Genomic DNA, 23435 nt, shown 5'->3' on the forward strand with positions numbered 1-23435 from the left:
TCGCTGCCGTTTCCGCCGTTCCAAGGAGAGAGACATGAGTGAAAACAAGGTGCTATTCGAGAAGGTCGGAAAGACGGCCGTCATCACGCTCAATCGCCCGCAGCGGCGCAATGCGCTTGACGAGGAGGCCAAGGCCATGCTGGCCGCTGCCATCGGAACCGCGCGCGAGGATCGTTCGATTGCGTCCGTGGTGCTGACGGGAGCGGGCGGCCACTTCTGCTCGGGAGCGGATCTCGGCGGTGGCGGCGGCGACGAAGAGGGCGAGATGCCGTTTATCGTGCGCGATGCGCTGCTGGGCGCCCACCGCTGGCATGCGGAGCTGATGGATCTGGAAAAGCCGGTGATCTCCGCCATCGACGGCTACGCCGTTGGCGCGGGGCTATCGCTCGCGCTGGCGGCGGATTTCATCGTCGCGAGCGATCGGGCGCGGCTCGTGTCGAACTTCCCGCGCATCGGCTTCGCACCCGACCTGGGGCTCATGTATATCCTGCCGCGCCTCGTCGGCCTCGCACGGGCCAAAGAAATTGTGTTCTCCGCGCGCGATGTGCTGGCCGACGAGGCGCTGGCGATCGGCCTCGTTCACGCCGTCGTGCCGGCCGAGCGCTTGCGCGAGAGCGCCATCGACTTTGCGCGGCGCTTCGACAACGCGCCGACGCACGTGCTCGGCATGGCCAAGGGCATCATGAACCGCACGTTCGAGACACCACGGCACGCCATGGTGCAGCTCGAAACGGCGGTGCAGGGCCTGTGCGCGGCGAGCCGCTACAACGCCGAAGCAGTGCGGCGCTTTTTTGCGAAAGAGGCGCCGCTTTATCCGGGCGCGCAGCGGCTCTTCTGAGCGGCCGGCCATCCACAAGGGGAGGGGAAGCGCTGCGCGGCGACGCCGTATCGTGTCACGCAGGCGGCCGGGAGCGCCTGCATCGGCTGGCGCTGGCGCGTTCTGCCAGGTCTTCTGGCGTTATTCAGCAACGGGCGTGCGGGGTAGGCCGAGCTCGCACCGCCTTTCATCATCATTCAGGACTTCGAGGCAATACCATGACGATTCGATTTGACGGCCGGGTGGCCATTGTGACGGGCGCAGGCAACGGCCTTGGCCGAATCCATGCGCTGGAGCTGGCAAAGCGCGGCGCCAAAGTGGTGATCAACGACTTCGGCGGCAGCCGTGACGGCCGGGGAGGTTCGTCCGACGCGGCGCTCGCCGTCGTCGAGGAAATCCGCAAGATCGGTGGCGAGGCCATCGCCAACGGCGCCAACGTCGCCGATTTCGAGCAGGTCACGGCGATGGCGGAAGAGGCCAAGGCGAAGTTCGGCCGCATCGACATTCTCATCAACAACGCGGGCATCCTGCGCGACAAGAGCTTCAGCAAGATGGACATGGCTGACTTCCGCGCGGTGGTGGACGTTCACCTGATGGGCTCGGCCTACTGCACGAAGGCCGTGTGGGACATCATGCGCGAGCAGAACTACGGCCGCGTGCTGATGACGACCTCGGCGGCGGGCCTCTTTGGCAACTTCGGCCAGGCCAATTACGGCGCGGCGAAGATGGCCGTGGTGGGCCTCATGAACATGCTGGCCATCGAAGGCAAGAAGAACGACATCCGCGTGAATACCCTGGCGCCCATGGCCGCTACGCGCATGACCGAAGACATCCTGCCCGAAGCCATCCTCAAGGCCACGGGCCCGGAGCAGGTGACGCCGGGCGCGCTCTTTCTCGTGAGCGAAAACGCGCCGAACAAGGTGGTGCTGGGCGCGAGCGGCGGTGCGTTCTCCGCCGTGCGCATCGTGGAGACCGCGCCTGTCGTCATTCAGGCCGGCGCGGTTTCGGCCGAGGCGGTGGAGGCGCATTTCGGGCAGATCGAGGACTGGAGCACGTCGGCATATCGCGACGACGCGAATCAGCAGGTGCATGCCTTCGTCACCGCGATGCAGCGCGCCGCCGCGTAAGCCGGCGGTTCGCATCAGCAGGACCGGAGGAGGCCTCGACGCTTTCGTCCTGGCGCAGGCGTATCGAGGGAAGTGACGCGGCTGCCGGCATGGCGAGTGCCGGCAATGCCGTTTCTCAGGTCTGCCACAATATAAAGGGCGCCCGCAGGCGCCATACCGCGATGCCTTGCCCGACCGGCATCGCCCCAGGAGACAACCTTGAAAACCAGCTTCGCCCGTCTGTTCGGCAATCTCGTCCTGCGCTTCGGGGACCGGGAGGCGCTCGTCAACATCGAGCGCAATCGCCGTTATACCTACCGTGAGTTCCACTCGCTGACCAACCGCATCGTGAACATGATGCGCGATCGCCTGGCGCTTGCGCGAGGCGACATCTGGCTGTGCCTGCTTGAAAACGACAATATGGCCCTGCTGCACTTCTGGACCGCATTGAAGGGCGAGGCCGCAGGCGCATACACCAACTTCCGCGATTCGTTCGAGGAGCATTGCCGCCAGGCCGAGTACATCCGGCCGAAGGTGGTCTTTGTCGAGACCGCACTGCTGGAGCGCTACTTCGAGCCGCTGCGCGCGCTCGGCGCCACCGTCGTGTGCATGGACCCGCCGCCGGTGCAGCGCGAGGGGCTGCTCTATTTCTGGGACCTGCTCGAAGGCGTGCCGGACCATGATCCCGGTGTGGAAAGCGACGCCCAGCACGACATTCTCGTCTACCGCTTCACGGGCGGCACGACCGGCGCCGGCAAGTGCGCGCAGTATTCGATGGACAACTGGCTCGCGTGCCGCGACACCATGTTCATGGAGCCCGACCAGTTCCAGTTGCCTGACACGCGCATGCTGCACATGGCGCCCATCAGCCATGGATCGGGCTTCGGTGTGCTCGCCACGCTGTTCCGGGGCGGCTGCACCGTCACGCAGAATTTGCCCGACCTCGCGCTGATGTGCAGGAACATCGAGGCCGAGAAGATCACGATGACCCTGCTGCTGCCGACGCTGATCTACCGTCTGCTGGAACTGCCCGAGGCAGCGCGCTTCGACCTGTCCTCGCTGCGCACCGTCGCCTATGGTGGCGCGCCGATGAGCCCGGCGAAGCTGAGGCTCGCGCAGCAGCGCTTCGGCAATATCTTCATGCAGTTCTACGGCGCGACCGAAAGTCTGCAGTCGGTGGGCATTCTCGGCAAAGCCGACCATTTGAGCGCGACGGACAAGCAACTCGGCTCCGCGGGCCGCCTGCAGCCCGGCGTGGAAGTGAGGTTCGTCGGCGAGGACGGCACGGATCAGCCGCCCGGCTCGATCGGCGAAATCTGGGTGCGCAGCCGCGGCGTTATTTCGGGGTACTACCGGAACCCGGAGGCTACGGCGGCCGAATTCGAGGATGGCTTCTGGAAATCGGGCGATCTCGGCTATGTCGACGAACAGGGGTTCGTCTATCTCGTAGACCGCAAGAAGGACATGATCATCACGGGCGGATTCAACGTCTATGCGGTCGAAGTGGAGGCGGCGCTCAGTGCGCATCCGGCCGTGTCGATGGCCGCTGCCATAGGCATTCCGCATGAGGAGTGGGGCGAGGCCGTGCACGCCGAAGTCAGGCTCAAGGAGGGCGAGCAGGTCAGCGCCGAAGCGCTGATCGAATTCGTCAAGGCAAAGCTTGGCCGATTCAAGGCGCCCAAGTCGATCGTGTTCGTCGATGCGCTGCCGATCAGCGTGGTCGGCAAGGTCCTGCGCCGCCAGGTGCGGGAGAAGTACTGGCAAGGCAAGGACCGCAACATCGGGTAACGCATCGCAGGCACGCCGGCGGAGCACCTCAGGCCCGCGTCAACCGTCGCTCGAAAGGCGGCGGTTGACGCGGGCTTTGTCGTTCGGAGTACCGCCTTTCCTGGGCCGCGACGATGCGCGCGGGCATGCGCGTGATTGCGCGCAGATACACAGGGATAGTCCCCATCCCCTCCATACCCCCTCCTTTTTATGGGGGAAAAGACGCAATCACCGGTGCTACCTTGGCCCTGGCTTAGCGGTGTCATCGGGATGTGCAACACGTTCTACTCATCGTCGAGGCGTTACTCCTCATCCCGTAGGCGCTCGTAGCCGATTCAGCTTCAAATAAAAAACAAGGAGACGAGGAGATGTTGCGCAAGAACCGGAAAGACCGCAGGCCCGTAACCCTGCCGCGCCTCACGGCGCTCGCCAGTTTGCTGGCGGCCATGATGCCGCTCCAGGCCCACGCGTTCAAGTTCGACACCGGCATGTCCGGCTGGGACGTCAACTGGGACAACACGGTCAGCTACAACCTCGGCATGCGTGCCGAGGGCGTCGATCCCATGATCGGCAATAACCCGAATTTCGACGACGGCGACTACAAGTTCAGCCACGCGGGCGACATCGTCACGAACCGGCTCTCGATCCTCACCGAGTTCACGGCCTCCTACAACGACTACGTGGGCTTTCGGCTGTCGGCCTCGGCGTGGAAGGACTTCGCGTACGGCAGCGGCGACGCGACCAACCCGGGCGTCTACGCGCCGGGCATCAGCTATCAGTCGCTGCGGGCCTATCCGAACGGCACTTACGGGTCGTTCACGAACCGCTACTACGTGCAGGGCGCGCAGCTGCTCGACGGCTTCGCGTTCTACAACACGAGCCTCGCCGGCCACGCGATCTACCTGAAGGCCGGTCAGTTCACCGAATACTGGGGCAACTCGCTGCTCTCGCCGACCCAGGGCATCTCCTACGCGCAGAGCGCGACGGACGGCATCAAGGCATTCAATTCGCCGGGCACGACAACGAAGGAATTACTGCTGCCGCGCCCGCAGATCAGCATGACCGCGCAGGTCACGCCGCAAGTCTCGGTTTCGGGCCAGTATGAGCTGGGCTGGATGTACAACCGGCTACCGACGGGCGGCACCTATATCGAGGCCAATGACGCCGTCGCCCAGGGGCCTTCGGGGCTCTTCATCACGACCTTGCCGGGTGCGCTGCGGCCGTTGCTCGGGATGCCGCCCGGCGGTGCGTTCGGCTATGTCGTGCCGCAGGGCAATGCCATCACGCCGCCGCAGGTCGACAACAACTTCGGCCTCAAGCTCGGCTGGACACCGCAGTTCATGCAAGGCGCCATGAACTTCTACTTCCGGCGACTGGACGAAACCCAGCCGTGGGTTCTCGCGAACTGGCGGGCGATTCCCGCGCTGCACACGGCCCTGCCGACCGACTATCACCTTGCCTACAACCGCGGCGTCCAGCTGTTCGGCTACAGCCTCGATACGACGCTTGGCGACGTGAGCGTCGGCTTCGAAGCTTCGTATCGGCACAACACCGCACTCAATACCGCGCTGAGCCCGGCCATCTTGAACCAGACCGAAGGTGCGAAGGGCGACGTCCTCAACATCGTGACGAACGCGATCATTCCGCTTTCGAAATCGCCGCTCTGGCAAACCGGTACGCTCACCGCGGAAATTGGCTATACGCATCTGCTCTCCGTCACGCAGAACGCGCAGCTCTACAACGGCGTCGGCTACGCGGGATGCCCGAGCAACGACAAGTGGAACGGCTGCTCGACGAAGGATTACGTGGGCTTTGGCGTCGTGTTCCAGCCGCAATGGCTGCAGGTCTTTCCGGGTATCGACCTGAGCATGCCTACCTCGCTCACGGGCGGCATTTGGGGCACCAATCCGATCAACCCCGGTCCGGCGGGCGGCGCCCAGGGCTTCTTCCAGTACTCGATCGGCGTGCAGGCGCTCATTCGCCAGCGGGCGACGCTCACGCTTTCGTACATCGGCTACCACTCGCACGTGAACACCACGGCGGTGACGCCCTCAGGCCTGCCGTACGCCAGCACGGGCAACGGTCTGATTGACCTGAACGACCGCCCGTGGGTGTCGCTCGCATTCCAGTCCTCGTTCTGAGACACAAAACACACAGGAGACAAGCTCATGAAACTTCTGCTTCAACTGGCCGCGGCAGGCCTCGTGACGTGGCATGCCGCCGGTGCGCTGGCCGCGGTTTCGGCCGACGAGGCCAAACAGCTGGGCACCACGCTCACGGAATTCGGCGCCCAAAAGGCGGGCAGCGCAGATGGTGCGATTCCCGCGTATACCGGCGGCCTCACGACGCCGCCCGCGGACTACGTACCGAACAGCGGCAAGTGGCCCGACCCGTACAAGGACGAAAAGCCGCTCCTGGCGGTGAACCCGGGCAACATGGGGCAATACGCAGACCAGCTGACGCCAGGCGTGCAGGCGCTGCTCAAGCGCTTCCCCGACTTCCGCCTCGACGTCTATCCGACTCATCGTTCGGTGTACTACCCGAAATGGGTGATCGACAACACGCTGAAGAACGCTACGAGCGCACACCTCGCCGGCAAGATCGAAGGCGATGGCGTAGAGGGCGCTTTTGGCGGCATTCCGTTTCCGATGCCGAAAAACGGCTATGAAGTCGTGTGGAATGCGCTGCTCAACTACCGGCGCACCGAATTCTCGGCCATCAATATGGGCGGCAACCTCGTCGATTCCTCGGGTGGGCGCACGGCGCTTCCCGTGCTCAACGTGACGGAGTATCGCCCCTACTACGATCAGAAGTACACGCGCGACACGTTCAAGGGTTCCTATGACCGTGCATGGATCCAGATCCTCACGCCGCCGACGCTCGCAGGCCAGACCGTGCTCGTCGACTACCCCGTCAACTACTCGGTTGCCGATCAGAGCACATGGGCCTACTTCCCGGCACAGCGGCGCACGCGCATGGCGCCCGACTACGAGTACGACACCCCGGCGTCGAGCTATGGCGGCGTGCTCTTCTGGGACGAAGGCAACATGTTCCAGGGACGCATGGACCGCTTCGACTTCAAGCTGATCGGGGTGAAGGAGATGATCGTTCCGTACAACAACTATCGTCTGTCGCAGCTCCCGGTGGATGACGTGCTCGGGCCGAAGCACATCAAGCCGGACGTGGTGCGCTGGGAGCGCCATCGTGTCTGGGTTGTCGAGGCCACCTTGAAGCCCGATGCGCGGCATGCCTATGAGAAGCGCACCCTGTACGTCGACGAGGACGGCTGGACCTTCGTGGAGGCGGACGGCTACGGGCATGACGGCAAGCTGTGGCGCGTGGGTCTGAACTACCATTTCCCGCTCTACGACGGTGGCGGCGTTTACGCATTCACCTACGGTTTCTACGACCTCGAGAAAGGCAACTACTTCCTCACCTGGATGACGGGGCAGAACGGCGCGCCCCTGTTGCGCGTCGCCGACCATCTGAGCAAGCCGAATCTGTTCACGCCCGCGGGCATGGCCGGCACGGGCTTGCGTTGACGCGCGGCGCGTCACTTCAGCGTGGGGCCGCGGCCTTGCCGGCATCCTGCCGGCAGGCATCGTGCGGTCCCCTTTGGATAGCCCCGATCGAGGTACACGATGCTTCATGACAGATACGCCGGAAGGGCGGCACGCGCTGCCTTCGTCTGGATCGCGCTGGCGAGTGCGGGCGCCGCGGCGTTTGCACAGGCGGGACAGGGGAGCGGCGCGGAGCCCCATGCGCCTGCCGCTTCTTCTGCGCTGAAAGACCCGTTCGTCGATCCACTCGACGCATCGGCGCTGAAGTACCCGCGCGTCGCGGGGCGGCCCGTGATGGCCGTCGCGCGCGCCGGGACGCGCCTTGTTGCCGTGGGCATGCGCGGTCTGATCGCCGTTTCCGACGACGAGGGCAAGACGTGGACTCAAGTGGGCGCGCCTGTACGCAGCGACCTGCTGGCACTCGCTTTCCCGAACGCAACGGACGGCTGGATCGTCGGCCACGACGGTGTGGTCCTGCACACAGCGGACGGCGGCCGCACGTGGACGCGCCAACTCGATGGCCGCATGGCGGCCACGACGCTCGCGGCGTACTACAAGCAGAAAATCGCCGCCGGCGACACGGCGCTGCAACCGTTTCTCGACCAGTTGATGCTCAACTACCGGGAGGGACCTTCGCTGCCGCTCTTGAGCGTAGCGTTTAGCGACGCCAGTCATGGCATGGCCGTTGGACCGTTCGGCATGGCAATCGCAACGGACGATGGCGGCAGGACATGGCGGCCAATGCTCGAACGCTTCGACAATCCGCAGTTCCTGCATCTGAATGCCGTATTCGGGTTCGGCGGCGAAGTTTATGTCGCGGCCGAGCAGGGTACCGTGTTCCGGCTCGACCTTGCGAGCGGAAGGTTCCTCGCGATCAAGACCGGCTATGCGGGTAGTTTCTTTGGGGTGACGGCCGACGAGCACACGCTGCTCGCCTTCGGGCTGCGCGGCACGATCTACAGGAGTACGGATCAAGGTTCGACGTGGACGCGTACCCCCAGCCCGCTGCACGGCGCGGTGACGGGCGCATCGCCTGTTGCGCCGCTGCACGCGTCGAACCACGCATTCGTGTTTGTCACGGCGGCCGGTGAAGCGGCGCTGTACGACGCAGGCGAGAACCGCTACAAGCTGCTCGATGTCGGGCGCCCGTCCGTGCTGACGGGCGTGCTTTCGCTGAGCGACGGCGCGCTTGCCGTCACCTCGCTGGCTGGCCCGTCCGTGGCCTCCACCTCCACGCATTAACCCTGACTGCACACCTAAAGAGAGCATCGGTATGAATCCCCATTCGGAGCGTGTCGACCCGAACCCGGTCGTGCAGAAAAGAGAGGATTTCGAGTCGACCTCGGGATCCCGGCTGGAACGGCTGATTTTCAATCATCGGCTGTGGATCGTGGCGGTTTGCGCGTTCGTCACCCTGTTCCTCGGCTTCGAGGCCACCAAGTCGAATGTCAGCGCAAGCTATGAACGCATGATGCCGTTGTCGAGCCCGTTCATCCGCAACTACCTGGCCAACGTCGATTCGTTGCGCTCGCTCGGCAATTCGGTAAGAGTGGTGGTCGAAAACCGCAAAGGCACGATCTACGACCCGCACTACCTGAAGATCTTGCGCGAGGTGAACGACCGCGTCTATCTGCTGCCGGGCGTGGACCGTGCCTTCGTGAAGTCCTTGTGGATGCCCGTCGTGCGCTGGACCGAGGTCACGGAAAGCGGCTTTCAGGGCGGCCCCGTCATGCCCGACAACTATGACGGCTCCAGCGCGAGCATTGCGAGGTTGCGTCAGAACGTGTCGCGCGCGGGCATCGTGGGGTCGCTCGTGGGCGACGATCTGCGTTCGAGCACGATCTTCGTGCCGCTGCTCGATCACTACGCCGACACGGGCAAGCCGCTCGACGCCCGCGCCGTGCACGACGCGATCGAGCGGATCCGTCACGACTACGCGCACGACGGCATCGACATTCACGTGATTGGCTTCGCGCAGCTCGTGGGCGACCTGATCCACGGGCTCATGAAGATCGCGCTCTATTTCGCGGCCGCGGCGGCGATTGCGGCAGCGGTGATCTACGGCTACACGCGCTGCGCGCGCAGCACCGCGCTCGTGATTAGCTGCTCGCTCGCGGCCGTTGTCTGGCAGCTCGGCATCGTGCGTCTGCTAGGCATCGACCTCGATCCGTATTCGATTCTGGTGCCCTTCCTGATCTTCGCGATCGGCGTTTCGCACGGCGCGCAGAAGATGAACGGCATCACGCAGGACATCGGGCGCGGTACACACCGATACGTGGCGGCGCGCTACACCTTCCGGCGTTTGTTTCTCGCCGGGCTGACCGCGCTGCTGGCCGATGCCGTTGGTTTTGCCGTGCTCATGCTCATCGATATTCCGGTGATTCGCGGGCTCGCGGTGGCCGCGAGCGTGGGCGTTGCGGTGCTGATCTTCACGAATCTGGTCTTTCTGCCGGTGATGCTCTCCTATACGGGGGTGAGCGCGAGCGCTGCGGCGCGCAGTCTTCGCACGCACGAGCGGCATGCGCTGGCGGCGTTGCTCGTGCCGTTCACGCGGCGCAAGCCCGCGTGCGCGGCGGTGCTCGTCGCGGGCGCTCTTTGCGCCGGCGGCCTGCTCGTGGCACAGCATCTGAAGATCGGCGACCTCGATCCGGGCGCACCCGAGCTGCGGGCGAACTCGCGCTACAACCTGGACAACGCTTATGTGACGCGCCACTACGCGCTCTCGACCGACCAGTTCGCGGTGATCGTGAAGACGCCGCCCGGCGGCATCGCCAGCTACGAGACGCTGATGGAAATGGATAACCTCGAGCAGGTGCTGCGCAACGTACCCGGCGTGCAGACCACCACGTCGGTCAGCGGCGTGAGCCGCCGCATCACGGCCGCCGACTTCGAGGGCGATCCACGCTGGATGACGATCAGCCGCGACCCGGCCATTGCGGCGGCGGCGGTCAACGATGCCTATGTCGCGAACCCGGAGATCGTCAACGGGGCCCGGTCGGTGGCGCCTGTCGTCGCGTTTCTCTCTGACCACAAGGCGAAGACGCTGGAGCAGGTCGTCAAGGCCGTTGAGGCCTTTGGCGCGCAGCACGACACGCCTATGCGCCAGTTCCTGCCCGCAGCGGGTAGCGCGGGTATCGAGGCCGCCACCAACATCGCCGTCGAGCAGGCGAACCGCACGATGCTGCTGCTCGTCTATGCGGCCGTGACCGTGCTGTGCTTTCTCACGTTCCGCGACTGGCGCGCCGTCGTTGTCGCGATGGTGCCACTCGTCATCACGTCGATTCTCTGCGAGGCGCTGATGGTGATGCTCGGCATCGGCGTCAAGGTGGCCACGTTGCCGGTCACGGCGCTCGGCGTGGGGATTGGCGTGGACTACGCACTGTATCTCGTCAGCGTTCAATTGACGCTGCAACGCCAGGGGGCATCGCTCGAAACGGCGTACCGCGAAGCACTGGGCTTTACGGGTAAGGTCATTGCGTTGATCGGCGTGACGCTCGCGGTTTCCGTGCTCACGTGGGCGTGGTCGCCCATCAAGTTCCAGGCCGACATGGGTGTGCTGCTCACGTTCATGTTCGTGTGGAACATGATCGGTGCGCTCGTGCTGATCCCGGCGCTGTCCCACTTCCTGCTGCGGAAAAAGACGCGCAAAACGGCGAGCCGCAGCGGGGACCTGGTCAAAAATACCGCCTGCCGGGGATGAGGCCCCATAACAGGGGCTGGGCCTGGACCGTCGCCCCCTGCATCGGGGAGGGGGAGAGCGCTTTAGATGCGGCGTATTCTGCTCTCACAACCGGATATCGGCGCGCCCTGCGTCTGCGGCGCGCCCGGACAGGAGAGCTTCGTGAGGATACTGGTCGCGGTGAAACGGGTGGTGGATGCCAACGCGAAAGCTGGCGCGAAATCGGATGGCACGGGCGTCGATATTGCTAACGTCAAGATGTCGATGAACCCGTTCGATGAGATCGCTGTTGAAGAAGCCGTTCGTCTGAAGGAAGCCGGTGTGGCGACGGAAGTGATCGCCGTGGCGGCCGTTGGCGGCAGCGCAGCGGTTGAAAAGCTCGAAGCAGCAGCGGACTGCGGCCTCTCGCAGTTCGTCGGCCGCGAAGTCACGAAGCTCGACTGTCCGGAACTCACGAGCGCGAAGATCATCGTCTCGGGCGGCCGGGGCCTGGACAGCGGCGAGAACTACACGAAGGTTCTGGAGCCGCTCGCCGACAAGCTCAACGCCGCACTGGACGCATCGCGCGCGGCAGTCGACGCAGGCTATGTCCCCAACGACTATCAAGTCGGTCAGACCGGCAAGATCGTCGCTCAGGGGTAGGCCGAGCCGAACGGCACGGCATAGCGGTGCCGGCATGACGGGCGTGTAGCAGGAGACGTCGATGAGCAGAAGGGAAAGGTCGTTGCGCGTGCTCGCCGAGAAGTGGCTGGGCGAGGCGGGCGCAAAGACGGCACGCGTGACGCGTTTCAGGCACAGCACTCGCCGGAGTTGGCGCTACGTGTGCGTCGAAGCGCAGCAACCCGGCGGCCCGTTTTCCATCCTCTTTTTCAGGCACGACGACGGCTCGTGGTGCGTCTTCCCGCCGTCTCGCCAGCGCCCGGTGATGGGGGCCGCGCAACGGTCGGACGAGAGGCGTACCGGCCGCGTCGACACAGATGCAATAGTTGCGGACGCATTCGCCTGAAGTGCGACAGGCGCTGGCTGACGCGCGGCCCAGCTCGCGGCGAGTCATAACCCGACAGGCGAGAGTACCCGAAGCCCGACGGCAAGCTCACGTTCAGCCACCTTCTATCTGCGTTCATTTCCAATACGAATCACGAAGAGAACCAGCCTGCGCATCTGACGCTGAAGGATGCGAGCGTGCTGATGACGAGCGTGATCGAGTTAAAGCCGACCCGCCCCTTGGGGCGGGTCGGCTTCATTTCGCTGCGGACGTTGCGATGCCTGGATTTTCGTCAGCGCGTTGGCATGCCTCGACGCGGCGGAGCATGGATCGCTCAGGATTGACAAGCATGGCGCCAATCAGGCTTCCGGCGATCAGCACGCTGCCGCCGAGCAGGAAGGCGATCTCGTAGCCGTGCGCACTCGAATCGGCCTGAACGAACCGCCCCATGATGAGGGGCGAGAGTATGCCGGCGATCGACGCGATGGAGGTGCCGAGTGCAAGAACTGCGCCCCGCTGGGCAGTCGGCGTGACCTCGCCGAGAATTGCCGGACAAATGGCATAACTGATGCAGCCAAGCGACGTGGCGACGATCATGGCAACTTCTCGCGCGGCCAGCGGAAGGTTCGGGATCGAGAGGGAAACGAGCATCAAGCCGCCGAGCACCTGACACGCGGCCGTGAACCAGCCTCGTGCGATCCGGGACGGGATGCCGCGCGCGATGAGCCGTTGCGCGACAAACGACGCGCCGATGGTCAGCGGCATGCCGCCGGCCAGTGTCAATGCATAGAGGCGGCCTGCCGTCACGGCATCGCAGCCGAGGCCCTTCTGCAGGTACGCCGGCAGCCATGTGAAGGTGAGCGCGATGTTCCAGTAGCCGACGAACTGCATCAGATAGCTGCCGAAGACTGTCGGGTCGGCGAGCAGTCGACGGTACGGAATTTCGGCATGCGCGCCCGGGACTGGCTGCGCGTCGTCAAGCTTGCCCTCCTTGCCGAAGATGAGCCACAGCGCCGACCACGCGAGCGTGAAGACAATCAGAAACAGGAAGTTCGCGCGCCAGCCCCACCGCAGCGTGATGAGCGGGACCAGCACGCCCGCACACAGCAATCCGAGCCCGGTTCCGGTACCGAACAGCGCAACGGGCACGATGCGCTTGTGCGGCGGAAACCATTTGTACGCGGCGTGAATTGCGGTCGGATAGGCCGGACCTTCCGTTAATCCCAGCGCGACGCGTGCCAGGATGAACACCGTCAGCGATGTCGACATCACCAGCGGGATCTGGCACAGCGCCCACGCGAGCGCCATCGCGAGCAGCACCCATTTGGCCGCGATCCGGTTCGCGATGAAGCCGCCGGCAATGCCGCCGACGGCGAACAGCCAGAAGAAGCTGCTGCTCAGCACGCCGAACTGCATCGGCGTGATTTTCAGATCGTTCATGATGGGGACGGCCAGCAGTCCAATGACGATCTTGTCGAAGAAGTTGGCCATCATGAAGACAAGCAGCAGCGTGGCCGTACGCCATGCAGACCGTGCATCATAGTGTGTATTCATTTCGTCTCCTCATGTGCTGCGTGCCCGCTGTTTCAGGGCTCGACGATGTTGAAGCGGCCGTCGAAGGTATCGAGCATGCCCAGCATCGTGAGAAATACGGATGCATCGCCGTCCAGGTGGATCTCTTCGCTGCCGATCATTTCAGCGAAGCCGGTCTGTCCGATGAGAATGCGATTCAGCGCGTCGCGGGTCATTGTCACGGTGACGTGGGGCGACAGCGTGTGTGCCGTCGTCGAGCAAGTGAGCGCGCCGTGTTTCATCGTGAGCGCGTAGTGACGGTCCGTGTCGGTGAAGCGCCACGCAACGCGTACATCGAGCGCTTGCGCCTTGAAGCCGTCGATCCGCATGGCCAGGTAATCGAAGAACATTTCGTCGGTCAGCGCGCTGACCATGTCGGCGCTGCGCTTGCCGTAGGATGGCATGTCGCCGAGCCCCTCGCGCAGTTCCCGCGCGCCGAGCAGGAAGGCGTTGCGCCAGGTGGCCGACTCCGCCTGGAACCCCATTTGCTCAAGCGCGGCCGCACCGAGTTCACGCGCCTCGTGCAGGGTCGGTTGCGCAAATACCAGGTGATTCATCACTTGTGCTACCCAGCGGTATTCGCCTCGCTCGAAGTCCCGGCGCGCGCGTTCGAGCATGGCCTGTGCGCCGCCCATGTACTCGACGTAACGCGGCGCGGACATTTCGGGGGGAAGCGCATGCAGATTGCTCGGGTTGCCGTCATACCAGCTCAGATAGTGCTGATAGATCGCCTTGACGTTATGCGACACCGTACCGTAGTAGCCGTGCGCGTGCCATTGCGCCGCGAGGCTGTCCGGCAGCCTCATGCGTTCCGCGATCTCGGGAGCGGTCAGGCCGTGATTCATCAGACGCAGCGTCTGGTCGTGCAGAAACTTGTAGAGGTCGCGCTGCTGCTCGAGAAACATCGTGATGCGCCCGGTTCCCCACGTGGGCCAGTGGTGCTGCGCAAATGCCACGTCGGCGTGCGGCGCGTAGCGTTCGAGCGAGCGTCCCAGATAGCGTGACCACAGTTGCGCATTGCGCACCTTCGTGCCGCGCAGCGGACACAGGTTGTGAAGCGTTTTCGTGCCGTTTTCGGCAAGGTTGAGCGCGCGCAGTTGCGGAAAGAAGAAATGCATCTCGGCCGGTGCTTCGCTGTCGGGCGTCAGCTGAAAGACAATCTCGATACCGTCGATCACATGCGTTTCGCTTTCCTCACGAATCAGCAGGGTCGGCTCGATCAGCGTCAGTGCGCCGCGCGGCACGGTCTTTCCCAGTCCAGCATCGATCTGGCAGCACGCATTGCGCGCAAGCGTATGGCCAAACTGAAACTGACCGCGGCGGGCCATCGCCGTGCCGGCCAGAATGCTTTCCGAGACGGCTTCTTCCATAAAGCCGTCCGGGGCGATCACCTGCACCTTGCCCGCGCGCACGTCGCTCTCGCTGATGACGCCCTTGACGCCGCCGTAGTGATCGGTATGGCTGTGACTGTATATGACGGCGGCGACCTCGCGCTTCGGACGATGGGCCAGATACAGTTCGAGCGCGGCCTGGGCGGTTTCCCTGGAGGAAAGCGGATCGATGATGATGAGTCCCGTGTCGCCTTCGATGATGGTCATGTTGGAGAGGTCGAAGCCGCGCACCTGATAAATGCGTTCGGTGACTTCGAACAGCCCGTGCGTGGCATTGAGCCGGGCCTGACGCCAGAGCGCCGGATGGGCCGTCGCAGGCGCCTGCGGATCGTCTAGAAAGGCATAGTCGGCGAGGCTCCATACGAGACGCCCATAGGCGTCGCGCACTTCTGCGTCCGGGATCGTGCCGATAAAACCGCGGCGTGCTTCGGCTTCGTCTATGGGGTCGGCTGGCGGGAGCTCGCGCAAGGCACGCTCGTGAGCAGCGAGTGTGGCTTTGGTTGCGAAGTGGCCGGGTTGCGGGATGATGGCCGGCTGCGATACGGCGGAATTCGACATAGGGTTTATCCTGATTCGGTGTGCAAAACGATGGGTCTGCGGGCGGGGGCACGGCAAGACAGACTTCTGTGCCACGCCGACGCCAATTTCAGGTTTCCAATTTGAGCGGCGCGCGAAATATAATTCAAGTGCATATTTCTCAGTGCATCTCTGCATTCGACGCATACCTTGAACCTCAAGCAGCTTGAACACCTCATTGCCGTCGCTGAAGAAGGGTCGCTCGCGGCGGCTGCGAGACGCGTGCATTTGAGCCAGCCGGCGCTTACGCGCAGTATTCAGGCGCTGGAACAGCAGGCAGGCGTTGCGTTATGCGAGCGTGGCGCGCGCGGGGTCACGCTGACTCCGGCGGGCCAGATGGTGCTCGAGCGCGCACGGCGCATCACATTCGAGACCGGTGGGTTGCGCCGGGACCTGCTCCTGATCCAGCAGCATGAAATCGGCCGGGTGCAATTCGGGCTGGGGCCGCTCGCGGCAGCCATCTTGCTGGGGGACGTGTTGAGCACGCTGCAGAGGAACTGGCCCCGACTGCAGGTGAGGGCCGCAGTCGACAGCGGCCGTACCTTGTTGAACGAGTTGTATGCGGAGCAACTTGATTTTGTCGTGGTCGAGCAGCGCATCGTCGCGCTTGCGACGGATCTGGAGGTCCTGCCGCTGGCGGCCGAACCGGCCGGTTGCTTTGTGCGGCCTGGTCACGCATTGCTCAAGCCGGACGCCACCGTTGCCAGCTTGCGCCGCGCCGCGCTGGCGTCCGTACCGTTCCCGAAAGCGGCCGACGAGAATCTGCGCAAGGCGCTGCGTTGCCGCCCCGGTGAAAGCCTGCAATTTCAGGTGGAAAGCAACGATTTCCACGCACTCGTTCGCGTGGCGACCTCTACCGATGTGGTGCTGCTCGCGCCGGTGCGCGCGCTCGCGCAGGAGCTTCGCGCAGGTGCGCTAGTTCAGCTGAAGATTCCGGAAGTGCTTGGGCTGACCGCAAGATTCGAGATTGTCCGGCTGGCGCAGCGCTCCCTCTCGCCCGCCGCGCAACGTGCCATTGCGACGATAGAAGCTGCATCGCTGGAACCGTCCAATTTTTCATACTGAGCCGCGCAGGTCTGCGTTCCGGTTCGTCCGTTTGCGAGAACGAGACGAGGGCATGGCGGTCTCGATCGCCGAGCGCAGCATTTGGGCAGTTCACCGAATGGCTGTCCAGCGAGCCCGCCGATTCCGGCTGGCAAGGGCTGCGCCTGACCCATCTTGGCGCCGGCATGGCGTCGGCGCTGGTGTTCGTGCTCAAGGGCGTTGTGACGCTTAGGTATTGCATGGGACGAGCAGCGGGCGACGGCAGCAACGCCAGGATCATCGTCTTGGCAGACGCTCAGCCATCGCTGTGGAAAGCTAATTGCGGCAGGTTTGCCGAACGGCAGGCGAAAGCTCGATCACCTGCCGCTGCGGCGGCGCTTTTCCCCCCGAAAAGAGAGGGGCGGCCGGGTGTCGATTACCCTAGACTCCCGCACAACCCGCTTGGACTCGAGGTCAAGGGGAGTACGCCACGGTGGCATTAAAACCGCTGTGGACGGCGCCACTATGAGGAACCTGCAATGGAATATCAGTATCTACTGCTCGATATCGCCGAGAACGTAGCGACAGTCACCATCAATCGCCCCGAGAAGCGCAATGCGCTTGCACCGGATGTACTCGAAGAGATCATCACCCTCTTTACCAGTCTCGGCGAGCGCGAAGACGTCGGCGTGATCGTCCTGACGGGTGGCGAGCGGTATTTCTCGGCTGGATTCGACCTCAACGAAATCCGCAAGCTCGAAAAAGTCTCGAATGAAGCGTACACCGCGCTTTTTCATCGCGCCTACCGCGCGATTCTCTTCTGCCCACAGCCGGTTATCGCGGCCGTCGGCGGCCCAGCGATCGCAGGCGGATTCGACCTGACCATGATGTGCGACATCCGGTATGCCTCGAGTAGCGCCAGGTTCGGCCAGCGCGAAGTGGTTCTGTCGCTGACGCCATTGTTCGATCCGTTGTGGCGAATCATCGGGCTTGGTCGTGCGAAAGAAGTCGCCCTGACCGGCAGAATCTATGATGCCGTGGAGGCGGAACGCATGGGCTATGTCAGCCGGGTGTATCCGGAAGGCGAACTGCTTGCGTCGGTGCGGGCGATTGCGGTCGAAATGGCTGGGTACGATCGCATGTGCCTGCGCGAATCGAAGCGCCTCTCCAATCAGTTGCTCAATACCGACCTCGACGCCGCCATGCGGACTCAGGAATGGCTGTTCCGGACTTATATCGGATCGGACGAGAATCATCAGCGCATCGACGCGCTGCAGGCCCGCCTTGCCGCGGCCCGGACCAAGTAACGGCATCGGCTGCCCGCACCCAGATATTAAGGAGAACGACGCGATGAACGTACTGATCGTGTTCGCGCATAACGAGCCTCAATCGTTCAATGCATCGATGAAGAACCTCGCCGCCGAAGAATTCAGAGCGCAGGGGCACGAAGTGGTGGTTTCGGATCTCTACGCCATGCAATGGAAAGCCGTTGCAGACCGCGACGATTTCCGCAGCCGCGCCAATGCCGACTACCTGATCTACGCATTGGAGCAACGCAACGGCTACGAGAAGAAAACCCTGGCGCCCGATATTCTGGCCGAGCTGGAGAAGCTCGAATGGGCCGATCTGGTGATCTTCAATTTCCCGGTCTACTGGTTCTCCATGCCGGCCATTCTCAAAGGCTGGTTCGACCGCGTGCTCATTTCCGGCCGCTGCTATGGCGGCATGCGTTTTTACGACCAAGGTGGACTGAAGGGCAAGAAGGCCATGCTGGCGATGACCATCGGCGGCCAGCAGCACATGCTGTCCGAGGGCGGCATCCACGGGGAACTCGAAGACATGCTCCGGCCGATTCTGCGCGGCACGCTGGCGTACACGGGCATGACCGTGCTGCCGCCGTTCGTTGCATGGCACGTTCCCTACATCAAGCCCGAACAGCGCGCGGACATGCTGGAGCAGTATCGGCGCCGGCTGCGCGAACTCGACGAGCTTGAGCCGCTGCGGTTCCCGTCGATGGACGATTTCGACGACTTGCTGCGCCCCAAGGCAGCACGCACCGAAGCACGCTGAAGGGACCCGGACATGTCACTGATACTTTCGCGTCGCGATCTGGATTTTCTGCTGTACGAGTGGCTGCAGGTCGAGAGGCTGACCGCGACAGCGCGCTATGCGGACCATTCGCGCGAGACATTCGACGCCGCGCTCGACACCTGCGAGAAGATCGCCATCGACCTTTTCGCCACCCACAACAAGAAGAACGACGAGCACGAGCCGCACTTCGACGGCGAGACCGTGCACGTGATTGCCGAGGTCAAACGTGCGCTTGCGGCGTTCTGCGAGGCCGGCCTGATGGCCGCCGGACAGGACTACGCGCTCGGCGGCATGCAGTTGCCGCTGGTGGTCGAGAAAGCCGGCTTCGCGTGGTTCAACGCGGCGAACATCGGCACGGCGACCTTTCCTTTTCTCACGATCGGCAATGCGAACCTGCTGCTCGCTCACGGCACGCGCGCGCAGATCGATACGTTTGTGCGCCCGGAAATGGAAGGCCGCTATTTCGGCACGATGTGTCTGTCCGAGCCGCAGGCGGGCTCGTCGCTCTCGGACATCACCACGCGGGCGGACTATGAGGGCGACTCGCCGCTCGGTGCACAGTACCGGCTACGCGGCAACAAGATGTGGATCTCGGGCGGCGAGCATGAATTGTCCGAGAACATCGTGCACCTCGTGCTCGCGAAGATCCCCGGACCCGACGGCAAGCTGGTGCCGGGCGTGAAAGGCATTTCGCTTTTCGTCGTGCCGAAATATCTCGTTCGCGAAGATGGCTCGCGCGGCGAGCGCAACGACGTAGTGCTCGCCGGCCTGAACCACAAGATGGGCTATCGCGGCATCACGAACTGTCTGCTCAACTTCGGCGAGGGCGTCAAGCACCGGCCACGCGGCAGGGCAGGCGCGATTGGCTATCTGGTAGGCGAGCCCGGCCAGGGGCTCGCCTACATGTTCCACATGATGAACGAGTCGCGTATCGGTGTGGGACTTGGCGCGGCGGCGCTCGGCTACACCGGCTATCTGCATGCGCTCGACTATGCGCGCAACCGCCCCCAGGGACGCGCAACGGGAGTGCGCGGCAAGGACCCTGCGAGCCCACAGGCCAAGCTCGTCGAGCACGCGGACATCCGCCGCATGCTGCTCGCGCAGAAGAGCTATGCAGAGGGCGCGCTCGCGCTCACGCTCTATTGCGCGAGGCTCGTCGACGAGGAGCGTATCGCCGAAGCCGCGAACGACAGGCAGGCAGCGCAGCGATGCTCGCTGCTGCTCGACCTGCTCACGCCGGTCGCGAAGAGCTGGCCGTCGCAATGGTGTCTGGAGGCCAACAGCCTCGCGATCCAGGTGCATGGCGGCTACGGCTACACGCGCGAATACAACGTCGAGCAGTTCTATCGCGACAATCGCCTCAATCCGATTCACGAGGGCACACACGGCATCCAGGCGCTGGACTTGCTTGGCCGCAAGGTGACGATGAGCGATGGCATGGCGTTTAGGGCGCTCGTCGACGGGATGCGGGCGAGCGCAGCGCGGGCGTTGGCGACAGGCGAAACGGCGCTCGCAGAACATGGCGGGGCGCTCGACGAGACCGTGACGCATCTATCAAATGTGACGCGCGTGCTGTGGGCGGCCGGGGATCCTGCATTGACGCTGGCGAATGCGTCGGTCTATCTGGAGGCGTTCGGCCATGTGGTGCTCGCGTGGATCTGGCTCGAGCAGGCACTCGTGGCACACGAAGCGCTTGCCGGTGCCGGCAACGAGCAGGCGCGCGCGTTCTATCGCGGCAAGCTGGCCGCTGCCGCGTATTTCCATCGATGGGAGTTGCCGCGTGTCGGTCCGCAACTGGTCCTCCTTGCATCGCTCGACCGGACCACGCTCGACATGCAGGATATGTGGTTTTGAGCAATGGCTGTAGCCACTACAAGCGCTGGCGCTTCAGTGATTCGTTGCGAAAACGGGACGGTGGTAGGGATTCCTAAAGGAGGCGAGATGGGGAGGAGCGGCATGTTCCGCGCGGCTCAAGGGTCATTCTGTTCCGCCGGTGCGTGGGGGTAGATCTGGGGGTAACCGGGTAGCGCCTAATCGGTCGATCCCCGATGAGGCGGGCCTGAGCGGCCACAATGAGAACCCGACCCGGCAGAGCGAAGGGGCATAACGTGCCTGGCAGGGCGGTTGCGCCGTCGGTCAGGCGGTTGCGTCGTTACAAAGCGGAACCCTACCCATCACTGGGTCTTACCGCCAGCGTCCAACTGGTACCGACTAAAACCATGAAATTGTGGTGGGCCAATAATCTACCGAACCTCCAAGACCAATATGGATAAGGCTTTGACAGGGATATCAGCCTGCGGGGGTGAAATCCATTGTTTGAGCCCTCGTTGGACGGGGTCATCCAGCGTGATCGAGAATCACATTTTTTGATTTCACTGTGTAATTAGTAGGTTGCCAACAGGCCCGCAGCAGCAAAGCGCGAATGAAGATCGCGCTTAACGCCGCCTGCCACCGCCTCTGCCGCCGCCGAAGCCTCCTCCGCCCCATCCGCTGCTGCGCGAAGCCCCGCCCCTTTGCAGGCTCGTGTTCGCACGATTGATGTCTTGCCGGACGCCGTTGCCGCCACCGCCCATGCCCTGGAATCCGTTGTCGCGCCCGGCGGTCGCGTCCCGGCCCCGAAAGCCGCCGCGTCCGTCCGTACCGGCGCCGCCGCGGCCGTATTTCTCGCGCGTGGCATTGTCGCGATAGGCCACGCCCTGGCGGTGTTTCGCGTCGTGCTGCCAGCGTCGGTTGCCATCGGCTTGGCCGCGTTCAAAATTGCGGTCGATGTTGGTGGCTTTGTGATGGTCGACGTACACATTGCCGCCATTCCAGTCGCAATTGCCGAAAATCGCCGCTGCCGCGATCAGGCCGACGCCGAATCCGAAGGCGGCGCCGGGATAGTACGCGGGATAGGGCGGCCAGTAGTAGTACGGATAGCCTGGGTAGGGCCAGCTGCCATAGACGACGGCGGGATCGTAGACCGGCACATAGATCACCGTCGGATTAGCGGGCTCGATGCGCACTATCGTCTCTCCGCCGGCCGGGGCCTCCACGGTCACGGTCTGCTGCGCATTCGATTCGAGGTGTCCGGATTGCTTCGCACGCGCACGTAGCCGCTGCACGGCGTCGAGCACGTCTTTCGGCTGGGCCAGGAAAGCGTCGCCGAGCTTCTGGGTCCAGTCGAGCTTGTCGTTCATCGGCTCAAGGATCTGTGGGAACGCGACCAGCGATTTCACACTGACGTCCCAGGTCTCGTTCTGCACCGCCTTGATGGCGGCCTCACCCTTGAGATCGGGATGCGCCTTGAGCCAGCGCGCGGCAAGCGCGACCTCCATCGGGTAGGTGGACGCCATCAGCACTTGGGACAGGAGTTCGTCCGGATAAAGCGCGACCGGCGCGACCATCGCCTCGATTTCCTCGCTCCGGTACGGCGCCGGTTCGCTCTGGGCTTGCGCGCCGCTCGTGCCGCTTGCGCCACTCGCGGCGGGCAGAGCGGTTCCCGGCGCCATGGCGGCCGGACCGGCTGCTGGCGGTGCGACAGCGCTCTGGCATCCAGCAAGCGCAAGCAGGGCGCAACACGAAACGGCATAGGTCCGGCGCGTCATGGTGACACCTTCTTCCAGCCGTGGCCGGGATCAAAGGATTGCGTGGCCGCTGCGTGCGCAGCGGTATTGGGCCCGAGGTCGCGCTGATAGACCTGGCCCGTATAGTTCGCGATGAAACTCATCACCCCGGTATCGCCGTAGCGCGCCGGCCAAGCCATGACTGCAAAGCCGGCAAACAGCTTGCCGTCGAGAACATAATTGACTGCGCCGCCCTGAGCGCCGGGCCCTTGCGCGGTGAGAATCTTGTAGTGATAGCCGTAATAGCCGTCCTTGCCGCCGTTTTGCGCGCCGGCACCTTCGAACGCCGGGCCAAGCGGGCTCTGGGATTCTCCCGGGCCAGTCGGCCAGTAAAGGCCGTCGTGTTTCCCCGGGGAACTCGACAGCTTGCTCGCGTAGACCATCATCTTCCCGTCGTCGTGGGTGGTCTCGGCGTATTCGTCTTCGGCGTCGCGGATCGCCTGCAAGATCTGGATCGCGGCAAGCTCGTTTCGTCCGATGCGTCGCAGGCGCATTTCCCGCGCGCCGGCGACGGTGTCGAACTGCCAGCCGCCGGCCGACTTGACGATCGGGACGGGCAGGGTCCAGCCATCGTTACCGACTGCGATGAGCGCGCGGCCGTGCGATTGCTGGACGGTGTGAGCCACGCCCCAGGCCTTGATGAACTGTTCACGGACGGCGTCGTCGACCGGCGGGATGATGTTGCGGAAATCCGCGCCGAGCATGTTCTTCATCGCCGGCTCGTCGTTGTTCAGCACGGCCTGGCCGAAGGCCGTCATCGCCGCGTCAGGCGTGCTGAAATGCTGGCGCGCAAGCGCGTTCGTCGTCCCGAGGCCGAACAGCAGCGCGCAGGCCACGCCGATGCGGATTCGCCGGAAAAGTCCGTGTTGCTGGGTTCTCATGCCTGGGTCTCCCTGACATAGGCTCGCGCGGCGCGGGGAGCGCCGCTGCCGGTCCGCGGGCAGTGCCGGTTCAAGCGTACGCGAGGCAGGAGCCCGCGGGTATTGGACCTTGGTCCCATACCCGCCAGGAGAGTTTTGGTGCAAATCGAGCCGCCTTGACGGGTTGCCCGGCATCGCCAGGCGGCTGCGATGGCGCTACCGATATCAGCGATAGACCGGGAAGCGCTTCGTGAGCTCGGCCACCTGCACCTTCACGCGCTCGATCGTTGCGGCGTCTTCCGGGTTGTCCAGCACGTCGGCAATCAGGTTGCCCACCTGCTCGGCTTCCTTCACGCCAAAGCCGCGCGTGGTCATGGCCGGCGAGCCCAGGCGCACGCCGCTC

At 64.0% G+C, this 23435-nt stretch carries 16 protein-coding genes and 3 pseudogenes; 14 read left to right on the forward strand and 5 right to left on the reverse strand.

Annotated elements, in window-relative coordinates:
- Positions 1 to 34 precede the first annotated feature (34 nt).
- The 10 genes and pseudogenes from HV773_RS19060 to HV773_RS36895 all read left to right on the forward strand — a co-directional run.
- Positions 35 to 838 carry an enoyl-CoA hydratase/isomerase family protein gene (locus tag HV773_RS19060; RefSeq protein WP_129564044.1) on the forward strand — a complete coding sequence of 268 codons (804 nt, stop codon included), beginning with the start codon at positions 35 to 37 and terminating at the stop codon, positions 836 to 838.
- A 197-nt stretch (positions 839 to 1035) separates the two neighbouring features.
- Positions 1036 to 1944: an SDR family NAD(P)-dependent oxidoreductase gene (locus tag HV773_RS19065; RefSeq protein WP_129564045.1), complete on the forward strand. Its 909-nt coding sequence runs from the start codon at positions 1036 to 1038 to the stop codon at positions 1942 to 1944.
- 198 nt (positions 1945 to 2142) lie between these two features.
- Positions 2143 to 3711 carry a class I adenylate-forming enzyme family protein gene (locus tag HV773_RS19070; RefSeq protein ID WP_129564046.1) on the forward strand — a complete coding sequence of 523 codons (1569 nt, stop codon included), beginning with the start codon at positions 2143 to 2145 and terminating at the stop codon, positions 3709 to 3711.
- Positions 3712 to 4058: 347 nt separating this feature from the next.
- Entirely contained in the window at positions 4059 to 5831 is a 1773-nt protein-coding gene (locus HV773_RS19075; RefSeq protein WP_129564047.1) for a DUF1302 domain-containing protein, read from the forward strand.
- Between the two features lie 27 nt (positions 5832 to 5858).
- Positions 5859 to 7232, forward strand: a complete 1374-nt coding sequence (locus HV773_RS19080; protein WP_129564048.1) for a DUF1329 domain-containing protein — start codon at positions 5859 to 5861, stop codon at positions 7230 to 7232.
- A gap of 99 nt (positions 7233 to 7331) precedes the next feature.
- Positions 7332 to 8492: a WD40/YVTN/BNR-like repeat-containing protein gene (locus HV773_RS19085; RefSeq protein ID WP_129564049.1), complete on the forward strand. Its 1161-nt coding sequence runs from the start codon at positions 7332 to 7334 to the stop codon at positions 8490 to 8492.
- A gap of 31 nt (positions 8493 to 8523) precedes the next feature.
- Positions 8524 to 10950 (forward strand): efflux RND transporter permease subunit, encoded by a 2427-nt coding sequence (locus HV773_RS19090; RefSeq protein ID WP_129564050.1) that lies wholly within the window; start codon positions 8524 to 8526, stop codon positions 10948 to 10950.
- 312 nt (positions 10951 to 11262) lie between these two features.
- Positions 11263 to 11562: pseudogene (locus tag HV773_RS37415) on the forward strand (FAD-binding protein); the annotation flags it as partial.
- Positions 11563 to 11632: 70 nt separating this feature from the next.
- Entirely contained in the window at positions 11633 to 11935 is a 303-nt protein-coding gene (locus HV773_RS19100; RefSeq protein ID WP_129564051.1) for a hypothetical protein, read from the forward strand.
- Between the two features lie 62 nt (positions 11936 to 11997).
- Positions 11998 to 12123 (forward strand): annotated as a pseudogene (locus tag HV773_RS36895) (4Fe-4S dicluster domain-containing protein); the annotation flags it as partial.
- A gap of 46 nt (positions 12124 to 12169) precedes the next feature.
- On the opposite strand, the gene HV773_RS19110 reads toward HV773_RS36895, so the two are convergent.
- Together HV773_RS19110 and HV773_RS19115 are read right to left on the reverse strand one after the other, a co-directional pair.
- Positions 12170 to 13468, reverse strand: a complete 1299-nt coding sequence (locus HV773_RS19110) for an MFS transporter (protein WP_129564052.1) — start codon at positions 13466 to 13468, stop codon at positions 12170 to 12172.
- Positions 13469 to 13500: 32 nt separating this feature from the next.
- On the reverse strand, positions 13501 to 15435 hold the full coding sequence (locus tag HV773_RS19115; protein ID WP_129564053.1) for an alkyl/aryl-sulfatase: 1935 nt from the start codon (positions 15433 to 15435) through the stop codon (positions 13501 to 13503).
- Positions 15436 to 15603: 168 nt separating this feature from the next.
- On the opposite strand from HV773_RS19115, the gene HV773_RS19120 reads away from it, so the two are divergent.
- The 4 genes from HV773_RS19120 to HV773_RS19135 all read left to right on the forward strand — a co-directional run bounded on the left by HV773_RS19120 (position 15604) and on the right by HV773_RS19135 (position 20421).
- On the forward strand, positions 15604 to 16518 hold the full coding sequence (locus HV773_RS19120; protein ID WP_129564054.1) for a LysR family transcriptional regulator: 915 nt from the start codon (positions 15604 to 15606) through the stop codon (positions 16516 to 16518).
- A 497-nt stretch (positions 16519 to 17015) separates the two neighbouring features.
- Positions 17016 to 17783: an enoyl-CoA hydratase/isomerase family protein gene (locus HV773_RS19125; protein ID WP_129564055.1), complete on the forward strand. Its 768-nt coding sequence runs from the start codon at positions 17016 to 17018 to the stop codon at positions 17781 to 17783.
- Between the two features lie 43 nt (positions 17784 to 17826).
- On the forward strand, positions 17827 to 18546 hold the full coding sequence (locus HV773_RS19130) for an NAD(P)H-dependent oxidoreductase (protein WP_129564056.1): 720 nt from the start codon (positions 17827 to 17829) through the stop codon (positions 18544 to 18546).
- 12 nt (positions 18547 to 18558) lie between these two features.
- The gene (locus tag HV773_RS19135; protein WP_129564057.1) at positions 18559 to 20421 is read left to right on the forward strand and encodes an acyl-CoA dehydrogenase; all 1863 of its coding nucleotides are present in this window, start codon (positions 18559 to 18561) and stop codon (positions 20419 to 20421) included.
- A 581-nt stretch (positions 20422 to 21002) separates the two neighbouring features.
- On the opposite strand, the gene HV773_RS19140 is transcribed toward HV773_RS19135, so the two are convergent.
- The 3 genes and pseudogenes from HV773_RS19140 to glyA all read right to left on the reverse strand — a co-directional run.
- Positions 21003 to 22058, reverse strand: a complete 1056-nt coding sequence (locus HV773_RS19140; RefSeq protein ID WP_246282337.1) for a DUF3300 domain-containing protein — start codon at positions 22056 to 22058, stop codon at positions 21003 to 21005.
- Between the two features lie 92 nt (positions 22059 to 22150).
- A complete protein-coding gene (locus HV773_RS19145; RefSeq protein ID WP_129564059.1) occupies positions 22151 to 23053 on the reverse strand; it encodes a DUF2950 domain-containing protein in 903 nt (300 codons plus the stop codon).
- Between the two features lie 204 nt (positions 23054 to 23257).
- A pseudogene (gene glyA / locus HV773_RS19150) lies at positions 23258 to 23435 on the reverse strand (serine hydroxymethyltransferase); the annotation flags it as partial.

Source organism: Paraburkholderia caffeinitolerans, assembly GCF_902859945.1.
In the GTDB taxonomy this organism is placed as follows: domain Bacteria; phylum Pseudomonadota; class Gammaproteobacteria; order Burkholderiales; family Burkholderiaceae; genus Paraburkholderia; species Paraburkholderia caffeinitolerans.